The 24,875-nt window shown below is 43.5% G+C and carries 16 protein-coding genes; 2 read left to right on the top strand and 14 right to left on the bottom strand.

The genetic code is table 11. From position 1 onward, the window contains the following. Window positions 1–13 precede the first annotated feature (13 nt). Both EL140_RS00285 and EL140_RS00280 read right to left on the bottom strand, forming a co-directional pair. Window positions 14–490 carry a PTS sugar transporter subunit IIB gene (locus tag EL140_RS00285; RefSeq protein WP_000156968.1) on the bottom strand — a complete coding sequence of 159 codons (477 nt, stop codon included), beginning with the start codon at window positions 488–490 and terminating at the stop codon, window positions 14–16. Further along, window positions 487–2,274 carry a glycoside hydrolase family 35 protein gene (locus tag EL140_RS00280; protein WP_000196629.1) on the bottom strand — a complete coding sequence of 596 codons (1,788 nt, stop codon included), beginning with the start codon at window positions 2,272–2,274 and terminating at the stop codon, window positions 487–489. The genes EL140_RS00285 and EL140_RS00280 overlap by 4 nt, the downstream gene beginning before the upstream one ends. A 321-nt stretch (window positions 2,275–2,595) precedes the next feature. Here EL140_RS00280 and EL140_RS00275 point away from each other — a divergent pair, with 321 nt between their 5' ends. Further along, window positions 2,596–3,312 carry a GntR family transcriptional regulator gene (locus EL140_RS00275; RefSeq protein WP_001007181.1) on the top strand — a complete coding sequence of 239 codons (717 nt, stop codon included), beginning with the start codon at window positions 2,596–2,598 and terminating at the stop codon, window positions 3,310–3,312. Between the two features lie 302 nt (window positions 3,313–3,614). Next, window positions 3,615–7,370: an LPXTG-anchored beta-N-acetylhexosaminidase StrH gene (gene strH / locus EL140_RS00270; RefSeq protein WP_000764180.1), complete on the top strand. Its 3,756-nt coding sequence runs from the start codon at window positions 3,615–3,617 to the stop codon at window positions 7,368–7,370. 57 nt (window positions 7,371–7,427) lie between these two features. Here the strand turns inward: strH and purB are convergent, their stop codons facing one another. From purB to comB, 12 genes are all read right to left on the bottom strand, one after another. Next, a complete protein-coding gene (gene purB / locus EL140_RS00265) occupies window positions 7,428–8,726 on the bottom strand; it encodes an adenylosuccinate lyase (RefSeq protein ID WP_000610721.1) in 1,299 nt (432 codons plus the stop codon). 16 nt (window positions 8,727–8,742) lie between these two features. Continuing rightward, window positions 8,743–10,632, bottom strand: a complete 1,890-nt coding sequence (locus EL140_RS00260; RefSeq protein WP_000247914.1) for an AIPR family protein — start codon at window positions 10,630–10,632, stop codon at window positions 8,743–8,745. Between the two features lie 454 nt (window positions 10,633–11,086). Continuing rightward, window positions 11,087–12,178, bottom strand: a complete 1,092-nt coding sequence (gene purK / locus EL140_RS00250; protein WP_000099064.1) for a 5-(carboxyamino)imidazole ribonucleotide synthase — start codon at window positions 12,176–12,178, stop codon at window positions 11,087–11,089. Next, window positions 12,165–12,656: a 5-(carboxyamino)imidazole ribonucleotide mutase gene (purE, locus tag EL140_RS00245; protein WP_000165491.1), complete on the bottom strand. Its 492-nt coding sequence runs from the start codon at window positions 12,654–12,656 to the stop codon at window positions 12,165–12,167. Before purE ends, purK begins: the two co-directional genes overlap by 14 nt. Window positions 12,657–12,856: 200 nt before the next feature. Next, window positions 12,857–14,122 (bottom strand): phosphoribosylamine--glycine ligase, encoded by a 1,266-nt coding sequence (purD, locus tag EL140_RS00240; protein WP_000772180.1) that lies wholly within the window; start codon window positions 14,120–14,122, stop codon window positions 12,857–12,859. A gap of 120 nt (window positions 14,123–14,242) precedes the next feature. Beyond that, window positions 14,243–15,790, bottom strand: coding sequence for a bifunctional phosphoribosylaminoimidazolecarboxamide formyltransferase/IMP cyclohydrolase (gene purH / locus EL140_RS00235; RefSeq protein WP_000166536.1), 1,548 nt, complete (start codon window positions 15,788–15,790; stop codon window positions 14,243–14,245). Between the two features lie 15 nt (window positions 15,791–15,805). Further along, entirely contained in the window at window positions 15,806–16,351 is a 546-nt protein-coding gene (gene purN, locus EL140_RS00230; RefSeq protein ID WP_000717490.1) for a phosphoribosylglycinamide formyltransferase, read from the bottom strand. Next, window positions 16,348–17,370: a phosphoribosylformylglycinamidine cyclo-ligase gene (gene purM / locus EL140_RS00225; RefSeq protein ID WP_000182571.1), complete on the bottom strand. Its 1,023-nt coding sequence runs from the start codon at window positions 17,368–17,370 to the stop codon at window positions 16,348–16,350. The genes purN and purM overlap by 4 nt, the downstream gene beginning before the upstream one ends. Window positions 17,371–17,413: 43 nt before the next feature. Continuing rightward, window positions 17,414–18,856 carry an amidophosphoribosyltransferase gene (gene purF, locus EL140_RS00220; protein WP_000220669.1) on the bottom strand — a complete coding sequence of 481 codons (1,443 nt, stop codon included), beginning with the start codon at window positions 18,854–18,856 and terminating at the stop codon, window positions 17,414–17,416. 12 nt (window positions 18,857–18,868) lie between these two features. Further along, the gene (locus EL140_RS00215; RefSeq protein ID WP_000361223.1) at window positions 18,869–22,594 is read right to left on the bottom strand and encodes a phosphoribosylformylglycinamidine synthase; all 3,726 of its coding nucleotides are present in this window, start codon (window positions 22,592–22,594) and stop codon (window positions 18,869–18,871) included. A gap of 56 nt (window positions 22,595–22,650) precedes the next feature. After that, complete coding sequence (purC, locus tag EL140_RS00210) at window positions 22,651–23,358, bottom strand: phosphoribosylaminoimidazolesuccinocarboxamide synthase (protein WP_000043288.1); 708 nt, start codon at window positions 23,356–23,358, stop codon at window positions 22,651–22,653. A gap of 167 nt (window positions 23,359–23,525) precedes the next feature. Then, a complete protein-coding gene (gene comB / locus EL140_RS00205) occupies window positions 23,526–24,875 on the bottom strand; it encodes a competence pheromone export protein ComB (RefSeq protein ID WP_000801576.1) in 1,350 nt (449 codons plus the stop codon).

The raw sequence follows: 24,875 nt of genomic DNA, 5'->3' as shown, positions 1-24,875 counted from the left end.
TAAAAATTTTTTCCTATTTTAATAAGCTCAAAAAGTCTGAAACTGGATCATTTGGAACCATTTGAGCAGTGAGTTTCACACCTTTTTCTGCTAGTTTGTGGAAGTCTTCCACATCCTTGTCTACCACGTTGATAGAACGTGTGATAGAGCGAGTTTCTGGTGTTTGAGACATATTGCCGACGTTGAGTGTTTCAAGCGGAACACCTGCTTCGACCAAACCAAGGAAACGGTCTGGTTTACGTGCAACGATAAAGAGACGTTGGCTATCGTATTTACCAGCAAGGATATTTGCTGCTGCTTTCTCAACTGGCAAGATACTGAGTTTCACACCTGGTGGTGTCGCAAGTTTCAAACCACTCTTTTCAATATCGTTGTTAACAACTTCGTCGTCTACAACCATAATGCGTGAAACATTTAGTTTTCCAGCCCAAAGATTGGCTACTTGACCGTGGATCAAACGTCCATCGATACGGCATCCTACAATTGTCATAAGTTTTCCCCCTTTATGTGTTTTAGTGTAGGTTTACGAGTTAAATGAATCTCTTCTTTATATTCGCCCTCAGTTTCAAAGATGATGATGCGGTTAGCACCTTCCTTGAGATAACTATGAGGGATATAAAGTGAGAGGGTCGGGCCGACGTTCCAGAAACGCCCTAGGTGACGCCCGTTGACAAAGGCAACTCCCTTACCAAACTCAGACAAGTCTAAGTAGGTATCCTTCGGCTCTTCAACAGTAAAGTCGAAAGCGTAAAAGGCTGGTTGTCCTTCTGTCCATCCTTTTGAAAAATCAATCTTCTCAGGATTATCCAGTGGCAGTGGATATTGTTTCCAATTCAGTAAGAAATGTAGATCCTTGCAGACACCTGTTCGAATTCCTTTACGCTGCGTATCTGCCAAAAACTTATGTCCGTAGTTGACACGCCCCATATTTTCAATCAAGATGTCAATCTCTGAAAAGCCTTCTCGGTTGCCTTGACAGTAGATGTCTTCGCCAATCTCTGTCTGGTATTGAGTAGCAATCCATTGACCATCTACAAAGAGTTGAGCTCGGTCACGTCCATCGATGATACGGAGACGTTCCTCTTCTGCATCCCAACTTGCCTCCGTGCGGTAGAGAAGGTAGCCATAACTTTGACCAAGTTCTTCCATCGCTTTTGGATAGAGGCTTTCAGTAGGACTAGAGAGATTATCCAGGGTTTCAAACAAGGAAACTTTTTCGACCAATGGAATGGACCCTATCTCCATGCTTTCCTTATAGAGTGGTTCCAACTGTGGATACTCTGGGAAGTGGGTTGCCATCATCTTCTTGACTGCTAAGTATTTAGCAGTTGGATTTCCTTCTTCATCGAGAAGGGCATCATAGTCGTAAGATGTGACTTGCGGCAAATCCAGAGTTCCTCGAGCCGAGCAACCATTCATGAAACCAAAGTTTGTACCACCATGGAACATGTAAAGGTTGATAGAGCCTTGCTCCAATACCTCTCGAACAGCTTCTGCCAATTCTTTAGGATCACGAGTGATGATGGGTTCTTTCCAACGGTTGAACCAACCATCCCAGAATTCCATACACATGAGGGGCCATTTCTTGCCATGCTCATCAAAGAATTCCTGCATCTGTGAAAAGTTGTACGGAGCTTTAGAACCGAAGTTTCCTGTCACAAAGAGATCGTCTTCGATCAAGGTTCCGGCTTTCAGAGTAGCCCTCCATGGGCCATCTGAAGTAAAGAGTGGGCAATCAATCCCTCGGTCTTCCATCAATTTCCGAATTGCTCGTAGATAAGACTTATCTTCTCCATAAGAGCCATATTCATTTTCGACTTGCATCATAAGAATGTTTCCACCATTATCCAACAAGCGAGGCACAAGCCTTGGCAATAATTGGTCATAATAGCGAGCAACAGCCTCGATGTAGGCCGGGTCGGACGAGCGAATTCGCATGTCCTTTGTCAAGAGCCAAGCCGGCAAGCCACCAAATTCCCATTCCGCACAGATAAATGGAGACGGGCGTACAATGGCATAGAGACCTAGATCTTGTGCAATTTGAAGAAATCTCTCCAAATTTCTGGCACCTTCAAAATCAAACTCCCCTTCAACAGGTTCGTGTAAATTCCAAGCCACATAGGTCTCGACTGTATTAAAGCCAAGTGCCTTTAAGTTATAGAGAGAATGATACCAATCCTCTGCTGGAATCCTAAAATAATGAATGGCGCCGGACAAAATCTTGAACGGTTTTCTGTCTAAATAGAAATCGTCCTCAATTTTAAATCTGGTCATGTTATTACCTCTGACGAATTAAGTTTGCGCTTTCATTTATTATAATATTAACTATAATCAAATCTTTTGCATTTGTCAATAGGTTTTAGAAAATTATTTAAAATTTTTCTATTTTTTTACTTACCGTTTACCGAAATTATCTAAAAATAGCATGAAAACGATCTTTTTATGTATGATAATTCACAAGAACATCAAATGAATTTTTTTACATGTAAAATAACATTTTTAGTCTATTATTTTAATTTTTTGACCTTAATACTACTCTTTTCTCTATATTTGTGGTAAAATCAAAATTGGAGAAAGAGAATCGAGGTGAAATTTATGGCTATTCCTAAATACCAATATATTAAAGATGAATTAAAAAATAAAATCATCTCTGGTCAATTTGCAAGTGGAGATAAATTTTATACAGAAGCCGAATTGATCGCGATGTACGATGTGAGTTCAATCACAGTTGTTCGTGCCTTGAACGACCTTGCTAAAGACGGCTACATTGTCCGCCAACAAGGTAAAGGTACTTTCGTTTCACGTGCCCGCAAGCACAAACTCGTTGAGTTTTCAGATGTCGAAATCTTTGAAACAAAAGACGATAAAGTTACTGTCCTTTCTATCGAGCGCGGAAACAAACTTGAATATTTAGATAAACTTGGACTACGTGGAGATCAATTCTACTATAAGATTGAACGTATTCGTCAGACAAACGACGTGACATACATCTACCACACATCTTATATTCCTGAGCAATACATCAATGCCAACTATCCAAATCTTGACTATTATAGCTCTATCTATACACGTTTCAAATTGGATTACCGCATTCACATGAGTGATGAACATTTTGAGGAAATCAACGAAATCGCATTCCCAACTCCAGAGCATGCTGCTTCTGTACTCGGAATCGATACACAATTCCCAACTGTCTTCCAAACGAAGACTACAAAACTTGAGGCCACTGGCCAAGTCCTTGCCTATAGTGAAACTTATAAGCGAGCAGACTACTACAAAATCAAATTCATCTCATGTAACCGAGGTCATTAAGAAAAAGCCTGAGCCTAGCTTAGGCTTTTTCTCTATTCATTATAGCACGAGAAAGAAGTTGGGAAAACGCTATGAAGGGCTCTTATTTAATTAGTAGCATTTTTACTAAAAACAAGGTAAATTTTCATTTGGTTTTTCCTCTGTTTTATCCCTCATTAGCAAATTTCTCCTAAATCTTATGATTTCCTCTATTTATTATAGTTCTTATATAAACCCACTTGACATTTTACTCCTTAGATAATAAAATAAAATTGGTTTTATGTAAACGCTATCATATATGATAATAACAAGGAGGTTTTGTCATGAAACTAGAAAAGAAACAGCGCTTCTCCATCCGTAAATACGCGGTTGGGGCAGCTTCTGTACTTATAGGATTTGCTTTTAGCGCTCAAGTCGTATCTGCCGACGGGATTACTCCAGCTCCAACAGCTGAAGAAACTGTTCAAACGATTCAGGAGAGTCCACAAGCAGTCAAAGAAACTGTAGACTCCAAGGTCCCAGAAAAACTGGAAGAAAAGGCTGACAAACCTGTAAAAGAGGAGGTCAAAGAAGACCAGGAGGCTCCTCGAACAGTTGCTCCAACAACAGAAGAGTCAAGCGCACCAGTTGTGACAGAAAATGCTACTCCAACTCCTACTGCCGAGAAAGAAAGCCCTGCCCCAGCTGAAACTCCTGCTGAAAGCACTTCTTCAGAAAAGAAAAATGAAGCCGTCACACCTGCAGTAGCCACTCCTAGCACGGAACGAGCAGCTCAGGTAAATGAAAAACTGGCAAAACGAAAAATGATCTCAATCGACGCTGGACGCAAGTACTTCTCTCCAGACCAACTCAAAGAAATCATCGACAAAGCCAAACACTACGGTTATACTGATCTTCATCTACTAGTTGGAAATGACGGCATGCGTTTTATGTTAGACGACATGACGATCACAGCCAATGGCAAAACCTATGCAAGTGACGATGTCAAACGTGCACTCGAAAACGGAACCGATGCCTACTACAAGGATCCAAACGGCAACCATTTGACAGAAAGTCAGATGACGGACTTGATCAACTATGCTAAAAACAAAGGCATTGGTCTCATCCCAACTGTAAATAGCCCTGGCCACATGGATGCGATTTTGCATGCCATGAAAGAACTAGGTATCCAAAAACCGAACTTCAACTACTTTGGCAAGGAATCTGCTCGTACCGTTGACCTTGATAACAAAGAAGCGGTTGCATTTACCAAAGCTCTAATCGACAAGTATGCTACTTACTTCGCTGGCAAAACTGACATCTTTAATATCGGACTGGACGAGTACGCCAATGATGCTACAGACGCTAAAGGCTGGAGCGTTCTTCAAGCCTATAAATGGTATCCAGAAGATGGATTCCCTGACAAGGGTTATGATAAATTTATCGCCTACGCCAACGACCTTGCTCGCATCGTCAAATCTCACGGCCTCAAACCAATGGCCTTTAACGATGGTATCTACTATAATAGCGACACTAGCTTTGGAACCTTTGACAAAGACATCATCGTTTCTATGTGGACTGGTGGATGGGGCGGATACGACGTCGCTTCTTCTAAACTTCTAGTTGAAAAAGGCCACCAAATCCTTAATACCAACGATGCTTGGTACTACGTCCTCGGACGAAATGCCGATGGCCAAGGATGGTATAACCTCGACCAAGGACTCAATGGTATCAAGAACACTCCAATCACTTCTGTACCAAAATCTGATGGGGCTACTATCCCGTTCATCGGGGGTATGGTAGCTGCTTGGGCGGACACCCCATCTGCACGCTATTCACCATCACGCCTCTTCAAACTCATGCGTAGCTTCGCAAATGCCAATGCTGAATACTTCGCAGCTGATTATGAGTCTGCTGAGCAAGCTCTGAAAGAAGTACCAACAGACCTTAATCGCTATACTGCAGAAAGTGTCGCAGCTGTAAAAGAAGCTGAAAAAGCCATTCGCTCACTTGATAGCAACCTCAGCCGTGCCCAACAAGACACCATTGACCAAGCAATCGCGAAACTCCAAGAAGCTGTCAGCAATTTGACCTTCACACCAGAAGCTCAAAAAGAAGAAGACGCGAAACGCGAAGTTGAAAAACTTGCCAAGAACAAGGTAATCTCTATCGATGCTGGGCGTAAGTACTTCACGCTCGATCAACTCAAACGCATCGTAGACAAGGCGAGCGAACTCGGCTACTCTGATGTGCATCTTCTCCTAGGAAATGATGGACTTCGCTTCCTACTTGATGATATGACTATCGCTGCTAACGGAAAAACTTATGCAAGTGACGACGTCAAAAAGGCCATCATCGAAGGAACAAAAGCTTACTACGATGATCCAAACGGAACCACTCTTAGTCAAGCTGAAATCACTGAATTGATCGAGTACGCAAAATCAAAAGGCCTCGGACTCATCCCAGCGATCAACAGCCCAGGTCACATGGATGCCATGCTCGTCGCTATGGAAAAACTTGGAATCAAGAATCCTCAAGCCAACTTTGACAAGGTATCCAAAACAACCATGGACCTTGAAAACGAAGAGGCGATTAACTTTGTCAAAGCCCTCATCGGCAAGTACATGGACTTCTTTGCAGGCAAAACTAAGATCTTCAACTACGGTACAGACGAATATGCCAATGATGCTACCAACGCGCAAGGCTGGTACTACCTCAAATGGTATGGACTCTATGGCAAGTTTGCTGAGTACTCTAACACTCTTGCTGCTATGGCCAAAGAAAGAGGCCTTCAACCAATGGCCTTCAACGATGGTTTCTACTACGAAGACAAGGATGATGTTGAGTTTGACAAGGATGTCATCATCTCTTACTGGTCTAAGGGATGGTGGGGTTACAACCTTGCATCTCCTCAGTACCTGGCAAGCAAAGGCTACAAATTCCTTAACACCAACGGAGACTGGTACTACATTCTCGGCCAGAAACCTGAAGATGGTGGTGGTTTCCTCAAAAAAGCAATTGAAAATACTAAAAAAACACCATTTAACCAGCTTGCATCTACCAAATATCCTGAGGTAGACCTTCCAACCGTCGGAAGCATGCTTGCTATCTGGGCAGACAGACCAAGTGCTGAGTACAAGGAAGAAGAAATCTTTGAACTCATGACTGCCTTTGCAGACAATAATAAAGACTACTTCCGCGCTAACTACAATGCCCTCCGTGAGGAACTTGCTCAAATCCCTGCAAACTTGGATGGATACAGCAAGGAAAGCTTGGAGGCCCTAAATGCAGCGAAAGAAGCTCTCAACTACAACCTCAACCGTAACAAACAAGCCGAGTTAGACGCTCTCGTAGCCAAGCTCAAAGCAGCCCGCCTAAGCCTTAAACCAGCGGCAACCCACTCAGGAAGCCTCGATGAAAACGAACTAGCTGCCAATGTTGAAACCAAACCGGAACTCATCACAAGAGCAGAAAAGATTCCATTTGAGGTCATCAAGAAGGAAAATCCGAACCTCCCAGCCGGTCAGGAAAAGATCATCACACCAGGTGTAGAGGGCGAACGCACTCATTACATCTCTGTCCTTACTGAAAATGGGAAACAAACAGAAACGGTACTAGATAGCCAAGTAACCAAAGAACCTGTGACCCAAGTGGTTGAAATCGGCACCCCTATTACGCACAAAGGGGACGAACACGGTCTTGCTCCAGCCGCAGAAACAAAACCAAGACTGGATATCCAAGAGGAAGAAATTCCATTCACTACTGTGACACGTGAAAATCCTCAATTACCAAAAGGACAAACGCAAGTTGTTACTAAAGGAGCCAACGGCCACCGTACTGCCTTCTACTCTGTGAGCACTAGTGCTGATGGAAAAGAAGAAAGAACGCTTGTCAATAGCGTGGTAACACAGGAAGCGGTCACTCAAGTTGTTGAAGTCGGCACTGCCGTTGAGAAAGCTGAGCAAACTGCACCAACTACTGCCAAAGCAGATGAAAAACAACTCCCTGCAACAGGAAGTCAAGACTCTGCAGGCTTGGTCGCAGCAGGACTTATGGCCACACTAGCAGCCTACGGACTGACTAAGAGAAAAGAAGACTAAGATTCTTCTAAGAGAATAGAAAAAAGCGAGATTGAATCTCGCTTTTTTGTTTTATGATTAATTACCAAGTCCGATACGTTCAAAGATCTCATCCACCCGTTTGGTGTAGTATGCAGGGTTGAAGATTTCATCGATTTCTTCTTGAGTGAGGCGTGAAGTCACTTCTGGATCTGCTTCAAGGAGTGGTTTGAAGTCTACTTGGTTATCCCATGATTGAGCTGTTTTTGGTTGTACCAAGTCATAGGCTTGCTCACGGGTCATGCCTTTCTCAATCAAGGTCAACATAGCACGTTGGCTAAAGATAAGACCAAACGTAGAGTTCATGTTGCGGATCATGTTTTCTGGGAAGACTGTCAAGTTCTTGACGATGTTTCCAAAACGGTTGAGCATGTAGTCAATCAAAATGGTCGTGTCCGGTGTGATGATACGCTCAGCTGATGAGTGAGAAATATCACGTTCGTGCCAGAGAGCGACGTTTTCATAGGCCGTCACCATATGACCACGGATAACACGCGCCAAACCTGTCATGTTCTCAGAACCGATTGGGTTGCGTTTGTGAGGCATAGCGGATGAACCTTTTTGCCCTTTAGCAAAGAACTCTTCCACTTCGCGTTGCTCAGATTTTTGAAGACCACGGATCTCAGTTGCCATGCGCTCGATGGAAGTCGCGATGCTGGCAAGAACTGCAAAATACTCAGCGTGGAGGTCACGAGGAAGGACCTGTGTAGAGATTTCTTGAGCACGGATACCCAATTTGTCGCAGACATATTCCTCTACAAATGGTGGGATGTTGGCAAAGTTCCCAACCGCACCAGAAATCTTACCAGCTTCCACACCAGCAGCTGCATGCTCGAAACGCTCGATGTTGCGCTTCATTTCGCTATACCAAGTTGCCAATTTCAGACCAAAAGTCGTTGGCTCAGCGTGCACACCGTGGGTACGACCCATCATGATGGTGAACTTGTGCTCCTTAGCCTTGTCAGCAATGATGTTGGTGAAGTTTTCAAGATCACGACGGATGATGTCGTTGGCTTGTTTGTAGAGGTAACCATAGGCAGTATCGACCACGTCGGTAGAAGTCAATCCATAGTGGACCCACTTGCGCTCTTCGCCAAGAGTCTCAGAAACCGCACGTGTGAAGGCAACCACATCGTGACGCGTCTCTTGCTCAATCTCTAAAATACGGTCGATGTCAAAGTCCGCTTTCTCGCGAATCAAAGCCACATCTTCCTTAGGGATTTCCCCCAACTCAGCCCATGCCTCATCAGCTAAGATTTCCACCTCAAGCCAAGCACGGTATTTATTTTCTTCACTCCAAATGTTCGCCATCTCAGGGCGAGAGTAACGGTTGATCATTGTTTGTTTTTCTCCTTTATTTCTTTGCATCATTTCTTATAATTTCAATAGCTTTGTAAACTGTATAAGGATTAACCCTCAATTTTTTAGCAATGCTCCTATTTATACCTGGATAAGGCTCCTCTAATAATTCATATTCTTGTTTTATTTTTCTATAAATGTCCGGCTTTATATTATTAAAAATAAATGGATCTTTTTTACGAATAAAGGCTTCAACTGACGAAATATTTTGTTTGGTTGCAAAGAAATATAAATATTTCTCCACTTTAGAACGATCCAATTCTCGTAAGGAATACTTTGTTTCATCCAGAAATTCTTCCAACAATTCTAGAACTATTTCAAAATTAAATTGATTAATATCTTCAACATTGAACGATACTAACTCTCCAATTCCAAAACCAAATTTTGCGTGATAAAGAGCAAAAACACAAACAGAGAAAATAGGAGCTAACAAATCAATTTGTTTCCCACTGAATTCACGATCACATTCTTTTAAATATCTGTAAGTTGCACAATGAATTACTACAATTTTAGGCCATAATTTTATATTGATTGAATCATTATAAAATTTTCGATAATTTCCACTCTCGGCCAAGAAATCTTCATTAATTTCATAAGCTCTATATGGTAATTTCATCACCAAAGCACAATAAGCCTTAGCTAAAAACAATGGATTTACTACTGTGCCATCCAAAATCTGATTTGATTTTCTATCATAGTTTATTCCATGTTCGAATAAACTTAATTCAATATCTCTTTGAATTTGGTCATTTGAATGTACTAATGAATATAAGGAAATTGCGGTTTGATTATTTGTTGACTTAGTAATTCGTTTTTTTGTATCTAAACTCCGTGTCTTTATTATTTTCACTAAAACATTTCTATTATCTGAATCTAAGTTTCGAACACCGCCACTATCTGTCACATAACGATGAATATTATAAGAAGTTTGTAAACCATTCACAATTTGGATATCTTTTAATTTAATCTCATTTCCCGTTATTTTTGTTGCATCTTCAACAATAATAGTAATTCCATTATTCAATAACCAGAAATCCACAGAACTATCACTATCGTTCAATGAATCTAGTATATCTTTATTAGTCGTACTACTACCTAAAAAATTTCTTACGTTACTATCGAAATAATATTGTTTTATATTATCATTTTCATCTGAAATAAATTTATAAAACTCTTTCAATTTTACCGTAGCAACAAAATGACTATCATCTTGAAAAGAGTGCTCCACTCTCAAAACAGCAGCTTCATTCAACTTAACAGAACAAATCCTTAGAAGTTCCTCTGCTCCCCAAAAAATAAACTCAGATTTTTTTACATCCATTAGTAGGTTGTTTGTTTGAGAAACAATTTTATCTGCTTTCATCTTTATATTGTGTTCAAGAGAAGAAACCTTTTGTTTATCACCTCGACTAATATAATGATACTTTATATCTAAACTACACTCCGTTATTAATTCTCGATATACATAATTGAAAATATCTCTTTGTTTTAACAATCTTTCGTTAAATTTACTCTTTAACTCATCTTTGTTAAGTGCTAAATCAAATAATTCCGAAATCGATGAATCAATACTTTCTAATGGGTGTAACTGATATGTATCTTCATATTTTACCGTAAAAATATGTAAATCTATCTTCGCACTAGACTTTACCAATTTTTGATTTACTTCAGTTACTAGATTTCCATTTACAAATGTATATAGGGCATCTATCCCGCCATCATCTGACCCGTCAACTATACCACTTTTAATTTCATCTTGAGATATTGCATAGTATTTCAAAATCTCCGAAATCATTTCTACCTCAAATTTTTCAGAGTCATCACCACTTGTAATCCCTCTTTTTGCCAACACAGAATCCAGTAAAACTAAACTATTATTTACCATAATGCCCTCTGTTCATGATCTAAAAATCAATCTCTTCCCCAAATTCCTCAATCTTATCCGGCACATCACTAAACAAAGTCACATAGCCCATTTTACGATTGTACTTTTTCTCGTTAATAATACATATGCAAATAGTCTATTGAAATGCCTGAAAAAATCTCCCTACCAAGTATCATTACAATTTCTACAATAAAAGGCCTTCCTATCTCTCATCTTATGACAACATGGACATTTCACTAAGTCATCCTCACCGGTTGCATAAAGTGTTCGGTGCGCACACTTTGAGCAATAGAATGTATCACCTTCATCCCATAATCGATTACTATCAGTATTACCACAGTTTGCACATTTCATAGTACTTTACCTCAATTCATTAATATTTTAAAAAATTCTACTTTTCGACACAAACTGAAAAATGTATAACTTCCTACACAGAGTGGGTAAGATTCATAAATTAAAAATCAATCCCTTTCCCAAACTCCTCTACCTCATCTGGCACATCACTAAACAAAGTCACATGCCCCATCTTGCGGTTGTGCTTCGCTTCTATTTTACCATACATGTGGAGGTGGGCACTTGGATTTTCTGCGACATATTTCTCAGCGGCCTCGACATGCTGACCGAGAACATTGAGCATCACAGCAGGCGCATGTAGTTTGATAGCTGGCAATGGTGCTCCAAGAACACCCAAGATATGGGTGTCAAATTGTGAGAAGTCGCAGGCTTCGATAGAGTAGTGCCCAGAGTTGTGTGGACGTGGCGCAATTTCATTGACAATGATGTCGTCAGCAGTCGCAAACATTTCCACGCACAGCGTTCCAGACAAGTTGAGTTGCTCAGCGATTCTCACGGCCATAGCTTTTGCTTTTTCAGCTAGACTTTCTGAAATGCGAGCTGGGACAATGGTCTTAGACAGGATATTGTTGCGGTGGATATTTTCCTGAACCGGAAAAACTGTCACGTCCTTGCCATTACCAGACACGATGACTGAAATCTCAAGGTCAAAGTTGACAAATTCTTCCAAGACACAGTCTGCAGAATCAGCCAGCGCATAGGCTTCTTCCAAATCTTCTGCTGAGCGAATGACCTTTTGCCCATGCCCATCGTAGCCACCTGTCGCAGTCTTGAGGACATAGTTTTTAGAAAGGTCAATATCTGCCAAATCTTGATTTGAAGTCACAACCTTGTAGGGTGCCACAGTGACTTGAGCCTTATTTGAAAGAAAGTCCTTTTCAAAAATGCGATTTTGAGAAATGCGAAGGAGATCTGTTCCTTGAGGGAGTTGTCCATCCTTGATGACAGCATCCAAGCCGTCAGCATCGACATTTTCAAATTCATAGGTGAGGACATCGCAACGCTCAGCCAACTGATGGAGGGCAGCCACATCGTTATAAGGAGCCACGACGATCTCCGCCACGCGAGAGGCTGGGCAATCCTCCGCAGGATCCAGCGCGATAACCTTGTGCCCCATGTAGATAGCAGAAATGGCCATCATCTGACCCAGCTGACCACCACCGATAATTCCGATTGTTTTAGATGAGCTCATTTGTTGACTCCTCTGCGATTTTTCCTTGCTCTTCTGCGAAATCTGCCAATGCTGTCGCGATAGCCTGATCTTCTACTGAGAGAAGACGGAGGGCAAAGAGGGCAGCATTGGTCGCACCTGCCTCACCGATAGCCATTGTCGCAACAGGCACGCCACCTGGCATCTGTACGATAGAGTAGAGCGAATCCACGCCACTAAGAGCGCGCGATTTGACCGGTACACCGATGACAGGAAGGGTTGTTTTGGCTGCGACCATTCCTGGCAAATGGGCTGCGCCACCTGCACCTGCGATAATGACCTTGATACCGCGACTACGAGCTTCCTCCGCATGTCTGAACATGAGGTCTGGTGTGCGGTGGGCAGAAACAACTTTCTTTTCGTAGGCTACGCCGAAGCGATCTAGAACTTCTGCTGTTTTTTGCATGGTTGCCCAGTCGGATTTTGAGCCCATGATGATGGAAATAATTGGTTTAGTCATAATTTTTCCTTTTTTCTTCTTTTTGATAATGGTCTTAGGTGGTGGGGACGGAAGCAAACCTTCGGTTTCATTCCTAAAATTTGAGCCTAAGTCTCAAATCTCCCCCCGACCAGAACAGTAATAGTTCTGGTCTTTTCACCACTGCGACCATTATCTTACTTTGGCTCGCTTTGGCTCGCCATTGACAAATTTAGTATCTGTTAATCTTTTATAGCCTTGCTTCCGATATCTGTTCGGTAGAAGAGACCTTCTGTTTTTTGTTGAGCGAGTTCTTGGTAGATCGTATCTTGGGCTTCTTTGACGGTGTCTGCTGTGGTGACGAGCATATAGACACGTCCGCCATTTGACAGCAGTGCTCTGCTATTTTCCGCAAACTTAGCACCGGCATAGTAAGTGATGATGCCGCCTTCTGTCTTGGTAGGAAGCTTGACACCTTTCTCATAAGCGAGTGGATAGCCGTTTGATGCTACAACAACACCCAGTGTCACACCCTCGTCCGTCCAAGTGATGGCTGGCTCCTTGCCATCAAGAATATCCGTGATATTTTGTGCAAAATCGGAGGTCAGACGAGGCAAGATAATTTGTGTTTCTGGATCTCCGAAGCGAGCGTTAAACTCGATGACTTTAGGACCGTCAGCAGTCAAAATAAGCCCTGCGTAAAGAACACCAAGATACGAACGACCTTCTTTGATCATCCCTTCAAGGACTGGCTTGACAATAGTGTCAACCGCTGTGGCAACCACGCTCTGTGGCAAGTGAGGAACTGGCGCATAGGCACCCATCCCACCAGTATTAGGACCCTTGTCGCCGTCATAGGCACGTTTATGGTCCTGAGCCGTTGGCATAATGTAGAACTTGTCCCCATTGACAAAGGCAAAGAGAGAGAACTCTTCTCCATCAAGGAATTCCTCGATGACCACACGCGCACCTGAGTCACCAAATTTATTGTCCAAAAGCATCTCATGAGCAGCTTCGACTGCTTGCTCAACCGTCTCCGCAACAACGACACCCTTCCCAAGCGCCAAGCCATCCGCTTTAACTACGATTGGAGCGCCTTTCTCCTCGATATAAGCCTTAGCTTCCTCGAAATCTGAAAATGTACCATAGGCTGCTGTCGGAACGCCGTATTTGACCATGATTTCCTTAGCAAAATCCTTGGACCACTCAAGCTCAGCGGCAGCCTTGGTCGGACCAAATGCCTTGAGCCCAGCTTGATTAAAGTCATCCACGATACCTGCAGCCAAAGCATCATCAGGACCGATAAATGCCCAAGCAATATCGTTGGCTTTTGCAAAGTCAATCAACTTAGAATGTTCGGAAATAGAGATATTCACTAATTCCAGACCATCCAGAGTCATCCCATCATTTCCAGGAGCTACAAAGACTTTTTCAACGTCTTTTGATTCAAGCAACTTCTTAGCAATCGCATGTTCACGACCACCCGAACCGACAACTAACAGCTTCATCTCTCAACCTCTTTTGCGAATTATTTATTAAAATTATACCACAAATGTTCGTTTTAATCTTGTTTCACTTAGTATTTTAAACCAAAAAAGGAAAGAAACTGTTTTCTTCCCTTTCGTTTTTTAATGTCTAAAATGTCTCACTCCTGTGAAGACCATGGTCAAGCCGTATTTATCCGCTGCTTCGATGGATTCTTGGTCACGGACTGAACCACCTGGCTGGATGATGGCCTTAATACCTGCTTTAGCGATTTCTTCCACGTTATCCGCGAATGGGAAGAAGGCATCCGAAGCAAGCACAGCGCCATCAAGACGATCTTTAGCTTGATCAATAGCGATGCGGACTGAAGCCACACGATTGGTTTGACCTGGCCCAACACCAAGTGTCATGTGGTCGTTGGTGATGATGATACCGTTCGATTTGACGTACTTGATAGCCTTCCAAGCGAACTCAAGAGCAGTCGCTTCTGTCTCGGTTGGCTGGCGTTTGGTCACCACTTGCCAGTCAACTGGGCTTTCCTTGACCACGTCTTGGTTTTGCACCAGAAGTCCACCGACCACGCCTGTGTATTCTGCTTCCACTTCACTAGCCTCTTGAGCGTCAAATGGCAAGGCAAGGATACGCAAGTTTTTCTTTTTGTTGGTCAATATGGCTAGCGCTTCATCCGTATAGCTCGGTGCGATAATGATCTCAAGGAAAACGCCGTGCATCTTCTCAGCAGTCGCAGAATCCACCTCACGGTTAAGGACGACAATTCCACCAAAGATAGACACTGGGTCAGACTCATAAGCATAATCCCAAGCAGTTTCGATGTCATCAGCTTGACCAATCCCACATGGATTCATGTGTTTGAGAGCCACAACGGTTGGACGGTCTTTGAAATCACGAATAATACGAATGGCCGCATCCGCGTCACGAATGTTATTGAAGGACAATTCTTTTCCGTTCAGTTGTTCGGCTGATGCAATCGAGTAATCCGTTGGCAAGGCTTTTTGGTAAAAGTCTGCATCTTGTTGAGGGTTTTCCCCATAGCGCATGGCTTGCTTGAGGTCATAGGTCAAAGTGAGTTTTTCTGGTTTTGCTTCACCTACTTGAGCTGTGAAGTATTCTGCAATCAAGGCATCATAAGCCGCTGTGTGACGGAATACTTTTGCTGCCAAACGCTGACGAGTTTCGTAAGTCGTTTCACCATTGGCTGCCAATTCGTCCAAAACCACTGCATAGTCAGCAGGGTCTACCACAACCGTTACGCTGGCATGATTTTTCGCTGCTGAACGAAGCATGGATGGCCCACCGATATCAATATTCTCCACTGCATCAGCGTAGGTCACATCTGGTTTGAGAATCGTTTCCTTGAAAGGATAAAGATTGACCACTACAAGGTCAATCAATTCGATCTTATTGTCCTTAGCCGCTTGAAGGTGACTATCCAAGTCACGACGAGCGAGAAGACCACCGTGGATATTTGGGTGGAGAGTCTTGACACGACCATCCATCATTTCTGGGAAACCAGTCACATCATCGATAGCGATGGTATCAACACCAGCATTGTCAAGTGCAACCTTGGTCCCACCTGTCGAGATGATATCCCAACCAAGTTTTTTAAGTTCTTGGGCAAATTCAACAATGCCCGCTTTGTCTGAGACGCTGATTAAGGCGCGTTTAGTCATGTTATTTCCTTTCATTTACTTATCCAACAATTCTCTAATAACTTCTGGATACAACTTGTACTCTGCCTCATGAATGCGAGCTTCAAAAGTTTCGATGGTATCATCAGCTAGCCGTGGCACACGGACTTGTTTGATGACCTTGCCTGTATCCACACCAGAGTCCACCCAGTGAATGGTCACGCCGCTCTCAGCAACACCAGCTTTCCAAGCGTCCTCAATCCCATGAGCTCCTGGAAATTCGGGTAAGTAGGCTGGATGGATATTGATGATTCGACCTTCATAAGCCGCCAATAAGGTTGGGCCGACGATTTTCATGTAGCCGGCGAGGCAAACCAAGTCAATCTGGTGTTCTTCCAAGAGTTCGACAAGGGCTGCTTCGTAGTCCGCCTTGTTCTCAAACTCCTTGAGTCCAAAAGCATAGGACAGGACGCCGAGCTTGTCTGCACGCTCCAGCACATAGGCGTCACGATGGTCTGAAAAGACAAACTCCACCGGAAACTCTTCAGCAATCACCTGAAAATTTGAGCCATTACCAGAGGCAAAAACCGCTATTTTTTTCATTTGATGATGACACTTTCGTTTTCTTTCTTGACGATGCGACCAATTTCATAGACTGGTTCATCCAACAATTCCTTGACGCGACCTACATTTTCAGGGCTAACTGCCAGCATAAGTCCCACACCCATGTTGAAGATTTCAAACATTTCTTCATGCTTGATTTCACCGTATTTTTCAAGAGCTTTGAAAATAGGAAGGACTGGAACCTTGTCTTCTTCAATTTCCGCAGCTAGGTCAGCCGCAAACATACGAGGAACATTCTCGATAAAGCCGCCACCTGTGATGTGGGCAATGCCGTTGACTAACTCTTCCTTGATGAGTGGCAAGACAGCCTTGACATAGATACGAGTCGGCTCAAGAAGGACTTCCTTGAGTTTCTTGCCTTCCAATTCCGGCAAGACTTCCTCACCTGTGTAGTCCGCAAAAACACGACGAACGAGGGAGTAACCATTTGAGTGAATCCCACTTGAGGCAAGTCCGAGAAGAACATCACCTTCAGCTACTTTTGAGCCGTCTATGATTTGAGATTTTTCAGCCACACCGACTGCAAAACCAGCCAAGTCGTAGTCATCTTCGCCATACATACCAGGCATTTCAGCCGTTTCCCCACCGATGAGAGCAGCGCCTGCCTGCACACAACCTTCTGCCACACCAGCAACGACTTGTTCTAGTTTAGCTGGTTCATTCTTCCCTGTCGCGACGTAGTCAAGGAAGTAAAGAGGTTCCGCACCTGCAGCGATGATATCGTTGACACACATGGCCACACAGTCTTGCCCAATCGTATCATGCTTATCATACTTGATGGCCAACATGAGCTTGGTCCCGACACCGTCAGTCCCTGAAATCAAGACGGGCTCTTTGACACCTGTTTTTGAAAGATCAAACATGCCACCAAAGCCACCAAGAGCTCCCATGACACCCGCACGCTCCGTGCGAGCCACGTGCTTTTTGATCCGCTCAACAACTTCATAACCCGCTTCAACATCTACACCAGATTGCGCATAAGCATTTTTATTCGTCATCTTTTTTCCTCTTCCTTTCCTTTAATGGAGAGCCTTCATCCGCTTATTTGTAAAAACTAGTCTTTTCTTCCAAACTTCTACGATAGTCTTCTTCATAATCGTAGAGAGGTGTTGGGTAGTCCCCGTCAAAGTAAGCGACACAGAGACCACCATTTGGCGCATCTGTTTCGATGCCGATGGAGTTAATCAAGCCATCAATCGAAAGATAGGTCAGGCTATCTGCGCCAATGATTTGGCAGGTTTCTTCGACTGTATGATTAGCCGCAATCAACTCCTGACGCGTCTGGATATCAATCCCGTAGAAACATGGATAAGCCAGCGCTGGACTACCAATGGCAACGTGAACCTCAGACGCACCTGCTTCTTTCAAAAGCTGAACGATACGGCGAGAGGTTGTCCCACGAACAATGGAATCATCAATCATCACCACACGTTTGCCTTTGACAACGCCCGAAACAGCAGACAGTTTCATCCGCACCCCTTGCTCCCGCAATTCTTGAGTCGGTTGAATAAAGGTGCGTTGGGTGTATTGGTTTTTGATGAGACCCATTTCATTTGGCAGACCAGATTCTTCTGCAAATCCCATAGCTGCGCTCAGCGAGGAATTTGGTACACCAACCACAATATCCGCTTCATGCTTAAATTCACGCGCTAATTGAGCCCCCATACGTTTGCGAGCTGTATGGACATTGACACCGTGGATATTAGAATCAGGACGAGCAAAGTAGATATACTCCATAGAACAAATCGCCAGCTGGGTATCATTCGTATAGCTATCGTACTGGATGCCATTGTCATCCACGATTACAATCTCTCCTGGTTTCACATCGCGAATCCACTCGGCACCAATGACTTCAAAAGCACAGGTTTCTGACGAAACCACCACCGCTCCGTTTGCCATTTTCCCAATAGAAAGGGGACGAAAACCATTAGGATCAAGAGCCGCAATCAACTTGTCTTCAAACAACAGGATATAAGCAAAGCCACCTTTAACTAGACTGAGTGCTTCCTTTATTTTTCCCATCAGACTAGGATTGTGACTCCGACGAATGAGGTGAGCCAAAATTTCCGAGTCCGAAGTTGAACTGAAAATAGCTCCTCTTTGTTCCAATTCTTTCTTGAGCGATTCGGCATTGGTCAAGTTTCCGTTGTGAGCAAGGCCAAACTGCATATCATGAAAGCGAAAGAGGAAGGGCTGGATGTTGTCCACAGAAGCTTCGCCAGCAGTCGCGTAACGAACATGCCCAATCGCGCTCGTTCCAGTTAGTTTATCCAAATTAGCTGGGTTTCTGAACACTTCTGATAAAAGCCCCATGTCACGATGACGCTTTAGTTTCCCTTGATCATTGGAGAGGATTCCTGCCCCCTCCTGACCACGGTGCTGAAGACTGTGGAGACCAAAATAGGTCAATTTAGCAGCCTCTGGATGTCCCCAGATACCGAAAACACCACATTCTTCATTAAGAGATTTTACTTCGTATGTCATTTTATATACCTTTTATTTCCCTGTGAAATAACGTACAGCCGACGCAAACAGGTGCTGGTCTTTATTCCCTGGGATGTTTTGGAAGAGACCGTCTTCATAACGTTCTGAGTGTCCCATCTTACCGATGATTTGACCATTCTTGCTAGTAATTCCTTCGATGGCATTTACAGAACCATTTGGATTGTACTTAGAGTCCATGCTTGGTTTACCCTCGAAATCAACATATTGGGTAAAGATTTGACCATTGTCACGAAGCTCTGCGAATTCCTCAGCTGTCACGACAAACTTTCCTTCACCGTGCGATACTGGGATGGCATGGATATCGCCCACTTGTACTCCAGCCAACCATGGTGAGTTGGTATTGGCAATTCGCGTTTCCACCATCTTAGCTACGTGCTGGTTGGCATCATTGTAGAAGAGGGTTGGACTAGTGCTGCTTGCATCCTCGAAGTTTCCGTATGGAAGAAGACCTGATTTGACCAAGGCCTGGAACCCATTACAGATACCGATAATCAAGCCACCACGAGCGATAAAGCCATCAATGGCTGCACGCACTTTTTCATTGAGCAAGATATTGACAATAAACTTAGCTGATCCATCCGGTTCATCCGCAGCTGAGAATCCACCTGCAAAGAAGAGAATGTTTGCCTTGCCGATATTGTCAACCATGGTTTCAACTGACTTGACAATGGCTTCTCCATTCAAGGTCACGAATGGCACCAAGTTGACTTCTGCACCTTCTTTTTCAAAAGCTTTTGCTGAATCATATTCTGAGTTTGTTCCTGGGAAGACTGGGATGTAAACCACTGGTTTTTCAATGGTTTCCTTGGCTTTGATGACTGCGTCAGAAGCGACAGCTGGCACTTCTGCCAGTTCTTTAGCTTGAGCAAATTCAGTAGGGTAAACTTCTTCCAATTTTCCTTGAAAGGCACTGTCAAGTTTCTGTCCATCTAGCTTCACACTGTTGACAAGGAGTGTAAAGTCTGCTTTCGTTTGTCCAATCTTCTCTACTCCAGCGATTTCTTCAGGAGATGTGAAGACAAATCCACCCAATTGAGCTGTTAAAGAACTTTCAAGTTCAGGCAAGGTCACCTCTGCACCAATATGGTTCCCAAAAGTAGCAAGAGCCAAGCTTTCAAGGACACCGCCATATTTAACAGCTGATGCAGATGTTACTTTGTGATCAGCTTGGATGGCTTCAAATTGAGCAAAGTTAGACTTAATCAAGTCAAAATCAATCTCTGCAGCAAGAGCTTGACCTGGGATGTAGTAGATATTTTCACCAGCAGTCTTGAACTCAGGAGAGAGCACCTTACGGCTATCTGCCGTCGTCACCCCAAAGGCAACCAATGTTGGTGGTACCGTCAATTCTTCAAAAGTACCAGACATAGAGTCCTTACCACCGATAGATGGCAAGCCAAGTTGGATTTGTGCTTCGATAGAGCCTAGAAGAGCTGCTACTGGCTGACCGAAACGCTCTGCTTGCTTGTCCATCCGCTCGAAGTACTCTTGGTAAGAGAAACGAGCCTTAGACCAGTTGGCACCAGCAGCCACCAAACGAGCTGTCGCTTCGATAACCGCATAAGCAGCACCGTGGTATGGAGACCATTCTGCTAGATAAGGGTTGAATCCTTGCGCCATAACAGACGCAGTATGAGTCACTCCGTGTTGAACTGGCAATTTCTGCACAGATGCCTCAGTTGGAGTGAGTTGGTAACGACCACCAAGTGGGTGATTGACCGTTGAACGACCAACCGAGCAATCAAAGATGGTCTGCAAACCTTTTTGACTCGCATGGTTGAGATCAGATAGAACCGCAAGGGTATTAGCTTCTAGTGTGTCAGCAGATGTTTGACGTTCTTCTGGAAGTTCGATATCCTTGTCCACAACCTTAGCATCTACGACCACACGCACACCGTTTGTATCAAGGAAACGGCGTTCCAAGTCGACAATTGTTTCACCATTCCAGTGCATAACAAGATTTGGTTTTTCAGTCACTGTTGCCACAACAACAGCGTCAATATTTTCTTTATTACATTCAGCAACGAAGGCATCTACGTCCTCAGGACGCACCACAACTGCCATCCGTTCTTGTGATTCAGAAATGGCAATTTCTGTACCGTTCAAACCTTGGTATTTAAGAGGAACCTTGTTGAGGTCGATTTCAAGACCATCTGCCAATTCACCGATAGCCACACAGACACCACCTGCTCCAAAGTCATTGGACTTCTTGATGAGACGAGTGACATCGCCATTACGGAAAAGGCGTTGGATCTTGCGCTCTTCGATGGCATTCCCTTTTTGAACCTCAGCACCGGCAGTCTCTACAGACTCAACTGTTTGAACCTTAGAAGACCCTGTCGCACCACCAACACCATCACGCCCAGTCTTGCCACCTAGCAAGATAATCACATCATCCGCTTCAGGTTTTTCACGGACTACATTTTCCTTAGGAGCAGCACCAACAACGGCACCTAGCTCCATGCGTTTAGCTACAAAACCTGGGTGGAAGTATTCACGAACGTAAGTCGTTGCCAGACCAATTTGGTTACCATACGAAGAATAACCGTGAGCCGCTGTTTTCGAAATGACTTGTTGTGGCAATTTCCCAGCGCGCGTTTCTGAAATCGGCGCTGTAATGTCACCAGCACCTGAAATACGCATAGCTTGGTAAACGTAGGAACGTCCTGACAACGGGTCACGAATGGCGCCACCGATACAAGTAGCCGCTCCACCAAATGGCTCAATTTCCGTTGGGTGGTTGTGGGTTTCGTTTTTGAACATAAGGAGCCAAGGTTCCTTGACACCATCAACGTCCACTTCGATTTCAACCGAGCATGCATTGATTTCGTCAGACACTTCCATATCGTCCAAACGACCATTAGCACGCTCATAACGACCGAAAATAGTCGCCATATCCATCAAGGTTTGTGGCTTTTCAGAACGACCTAATTCCTCGCGCATAGCGATATATTTATCATAAGTCGCTTGCAATTGCTTTTGGAATTTAGAAGCTGAGAAATCAATCTGTTTCAACTCCGTCTCAAAAGTCGTGTGACGGCAGTGGTCAGACCAGTAAGTGTCCAAAACCTTGAGCTCCGTCTCAGTCGGCACGCGCCCGATTGACTTGAAGTAGTCTTGGATAAAGAGCAAATCATCCACTTCCATGGCCATCCCTTGCTCGGCCTTGTAGCGGGCAAAGTCTTCTGCCGTATAGCTTTCAAAGAAAGTCAATTCTGGAATAGTCTTGTCTGACTCTGAAAATTCCTGCTTGGCAATTCCTGTCGTGATGTCCTTGAAACGAGAATCAACTGGGTTGAGCAAGTAGTTCTTGACCGCTTCCAACTCAGTCGCATCAGTATCTTTATTAACCAAGTAAAGCTGGGCTGTGTTGACTGTCACATCACTCGAACTTCCCAGTAAAAGCAAGGCTTCCTGTGAAGAAGCTGCACGCTGGTCAAACTGTCCTGGCAAACTTTCAATGGCAAAGAAAGCATAGTTAGCAAGATCAGCCTGCACAGCCGCTTCATCCAAGACATGGTCTGTTACCTGCTCAGAGAAGATGTGCTTCTCTGCAGGTGCAAATAAGTCCTCTGCCAAGTCAAAGACATCATAAACTTGCACAATGCGAATACTTTTCAAAGTTGACAGTCCCAAGTTGTGCTGGAGCTCCCTTACCAAACTCTCTGACTTGACCTGAAAATCAGCCTTTTTCTCAACAAAAATACGTTTATCCATCAATTCTTATTCCTTTATTTCAGCTCTTGCAATGTTCCCAAACGACCTTGAAGGTGTTATTTTAAACCTTGCAACTTTTCCCAGACAATCTCGTAAACGTCTGTTAATTCTCCGAGACCTCTACGGAAAACATCCTTGTCCATGTGGTTGCCATCCGCATCCCACAAACGGCAGTTATCTGGTGAAAACTCGTCTGCCAAGATAATCTTGCCATCCTTGTCAAAACCGAACTCTAGCTTAAAGTCAATCAATTTGAGACCAATCTCAGCAAACCAATCCTTCAAGAGCTCATTGATACGACGGGTTTCTTCCTTCAAGTAAGCAATCTGCTGGTCATCCGCAATTTTTAGGAATTTCACATGCTCATCATTAATAAAGGGATCATCCAAATCATCATTTTTATAGTAAAATTCGACAATTGGAGTCTCAAATGCAATACCTTCTTCTACGCCAAAACGTTTTGAAAAGGAACCAGCCGTGTAGTTGCGGAGCACAACTTCCAAAGGAATAATCTCAACTTTTTTATTGAGCTGTTCCGTATCCGAAAGCTTCTCCACAAAGTGAGTCGCTACACCAGCCGCATTTAATTTCTCAAAAATAAAAGATGAAATCTGATTATTTAACACTCCCTTACCCGCAATCTGCTCCTTCTTGACACCGTTGAAGGCAGTTGCCTGGTCCTTGTAAGTTGAAATAATGAGATTTTCATCCTCAGTTGTATAGATATCCTTGGCTTTTCCCGAATAGATCAGTTGTTTTGACATTTTAAAGTTCGCCTTTCGTTTTACTTGAGCACATTCTACCACAAAAGCATGAAAAATTCAAGGTTTTTACGAATAAATAACGTTTTCCTATTTTAAGCGTAAAGAAAAACTGCAAGATGAACTCTTCTTACAGTTTTTCAATCAGTTATCTCGAAAAAAGACGAACATTATTCTCTGTTCAAAAATTGATCCCAATAATAGCGCAAATAGCTTTTCTTCCCTGTGATTAGCGTCAAACGCCCTTCTGAACCATAGCGAAGACTTTCTGCCTGTTCAGGAGTCAGACTGGTCTCCGCCTCTATTTTAAAGAAATTGCCCTTTTCAGTCTTGGTAGCTGTCGCATCAATACTTGTAATCGTAGAATCCAGGAAGATTTGATTCTTCGCATCATTAGTCGTAGTATAACGGACAGAGTCCCCAATCTTAACTCTAGCAACATCTTTTGAACTGAGATAGGCTGTGAGTTTGGTTTTGCCTTCTTTTTCCAAGGATGGATAGAGCTGGGCTAGCAGAGTTCCTTCTGCAACCATCGTAGATTCACTGGTCTCAGGATTAAGGTGAAGCACCCCATCCTCACTTGCTATAATTTTCCCCTTGTCCAGCAGACCTCCTTGGACTTTCTTACCCGACTCTGCCTCCAAAATTTTCTGATCCAAAAGGGTTAATTCCTGGCCGACTTTGACTAGGTGCTGAGACTTGAGGGATTCCAGTTGACTATCCAGTCCCGTTGCGTAGGCTTGTTGAGCTCCAGAACCCGCATACTGCACACGATAAGTAGCTAAACTAGACTCTAGCTGGGCAATTTGTGCATCCACCTGTGCAATAACTTGCGATTTAGCTTGCGAATCATCTCCAGCTTGGTTTTTATAAGTCTGATAAAATGAGTAGGCTGCATTTTGACTATCCAGTTGATCTCCTTTTTCAATCGCCGACTTAGCTGTTTTGTAATCTCGGATTTTATCCTCTGTTTGGCTGATAAGGTTGCCAATCTCAGCCTGACTCTGACTTGCGGCTGCATTTTGAGAAGAGATGCTGGCATTTTGTTGAGAAACATTGCTCCTAAGACTACTAGCTTGGCTGAGATAGTCTCGAAACATCTCCTGATATCCAAACTTATCCGCCTCTGGAAATTGATCACTCCCCTCTTTCAAACTGGATTGCAAATAACCCAACTGCTTTTTTTGATCCTTTAACATCTCCAATTGACTGGCGTATGCTTCAGCTTGAACAGCTTCCGCCCCCTGCTGGTACTCAACGAGTAAATCCCCCTGCTTGACCAGTTTATTTTCTTCCAGATAATTTGCCACAATCCGTTGATTGCTAGTCGACTGGATGTTGGCAATGATCCGACTAGGTTCGACAGTAGCTCTAGTAGACAAACTAATCTCTTTCTCAGCAAAGACTGCAAATCCAAACAGAAACACGAGCATAAGCGACATAGGTAAAATCACCCGACTGGAAAAATTATGGTAACGACGATGGTAAAACTCCGCACTTTCTAAAAATTCTGGTTTCAT

The sequence above is a fragment of the Streptococcus oralis ATCC 35037 genome (assembly GCF_900637025.1).
Lineage (GTDB): Bacteria > Bacillota > Bacilli > Lactobacillales > Streptococcaceae > Streptococcus > Streptococcus oralis.
The sequence above is the reverse complement of the archived record's forward strand: the minus strand, read 5'-3'. Positions and strand labels throughout refer to the sequence as shown.

What these genes read in the sequence shown, in the direction of transcription:
- comB (WP_000801576.1), bottom strand. Translation starts at nt 24,875, where the DNA reads ATGAAACCAGAATTTTTAGAAAGTGCGGAGTTTTACCATCGTCGTTAC.
- purK (WP_000099064.1), bottom strand. Translation starts at nt 12,178, where the DNA reads ATGAGCTCATCTAAAACAATCGGAATTATCGGTGGTGGTCAGCTGGGT.
- purN (WP_000717490.1), bottom strand. Translation starts at nt 16,351, where the DNA reads ATGAAAAAAATAGCGGTTTTTGCCTCTGGTAATGGCTCAAATTTTCAG.
- purC (WP_000043288.1), bottom strand. Translation starts at nt 23,358, where the DNA reads ATGTCAAAACAACTGATCTATTCGGGAAAAGCCAAGGATATCTATACA.
- purF (WP_000220669.1), bottom strand. Translation starts at nt 18,856, where the DNA reads ATGACATACGAAGTAAAATCTCTTAATGAAGAATGTGGTGTTTTCGGT.
- EL140_RS00260 (WP_000247914.1), bottom strand. Translation starts at nt 10,632, where the DNA reads ATGGTAAATAATAGTTTAGTTTTACTGGATTCTGTGTTGGCAAAAAGA.
- purD (WP_000772180.1), bottom strand. Translation starts at nt 14,122, where the DNA reads ATGAAGCTGTTAGTTGTCGGTTCGGGTGGTCGTGAACATGCGATTGCT.
- strH (WP_000764180.1), top strand. Translation starts at nt 3,615, where the DNA reads ATGAAACTAGAAAAGAAACAGCGCTTCTCCATCCGTAAATACGCGGTT.
- EL140_RS00280 (WP_000196629.1), bottom strand. Translation starts at nt 2,274, where the DNA reads ATGACCAGATTTAAAATTGAGGACGATTTCTATTTAGACAGAAAACCG.
- purB (WP_000610721.1), bottom strand. Translation starts at nt 8,726, where the DNA reads ATGATCAACCGTTACTCTCGCCCTGAGATGGCGAACATTTGGAGTGAA.
- EL140_RS00215 (WP_000361223.1), bottom strand. Translation starts at nt 22,594, where the DNA reads ATGGATAAACGTATTTTTGTTGAGAAAAAGGCTGATTTTCAGGTCAAG.
- EL140_RS00285 (WP_000156968.1), bottom strand. Translation starts at nt 490, where the DNA reads ATGACAATTGTAGGATGCCGTATCGATGGACGTTTGATCCACGGTCAA.
- purE (WP_000165491.1), bottom strand. Translation starts at nt 12,656, where the DNA reads ATGACTAAACCAATTATTTCCATCATCATGGGCTCAAAATCCGACTGG.
- EL140_RS00275 (WP_001007181.1), top strand. Translation starts at nt 2,596, where the DNA reads ATGGCTATTCCTAAATACCAATATATTAAAGATGAATTAAAAAATAAA.
- purM (WP_000182571.1), bottom strand. Translation starts at nt 17,370, where the DNA reads ATGACGAATAAAAATGCTTATGCGCAATCTGGTGTAGATGTTGAAGCG.
- purH (WP_000166536.1), bottom strand. Translation starts at nt 15,790, where the DNA reads ATGACTAAACGCGCCTTAATCAGCGTCTCAGACAAAGCGGGCATTGTT.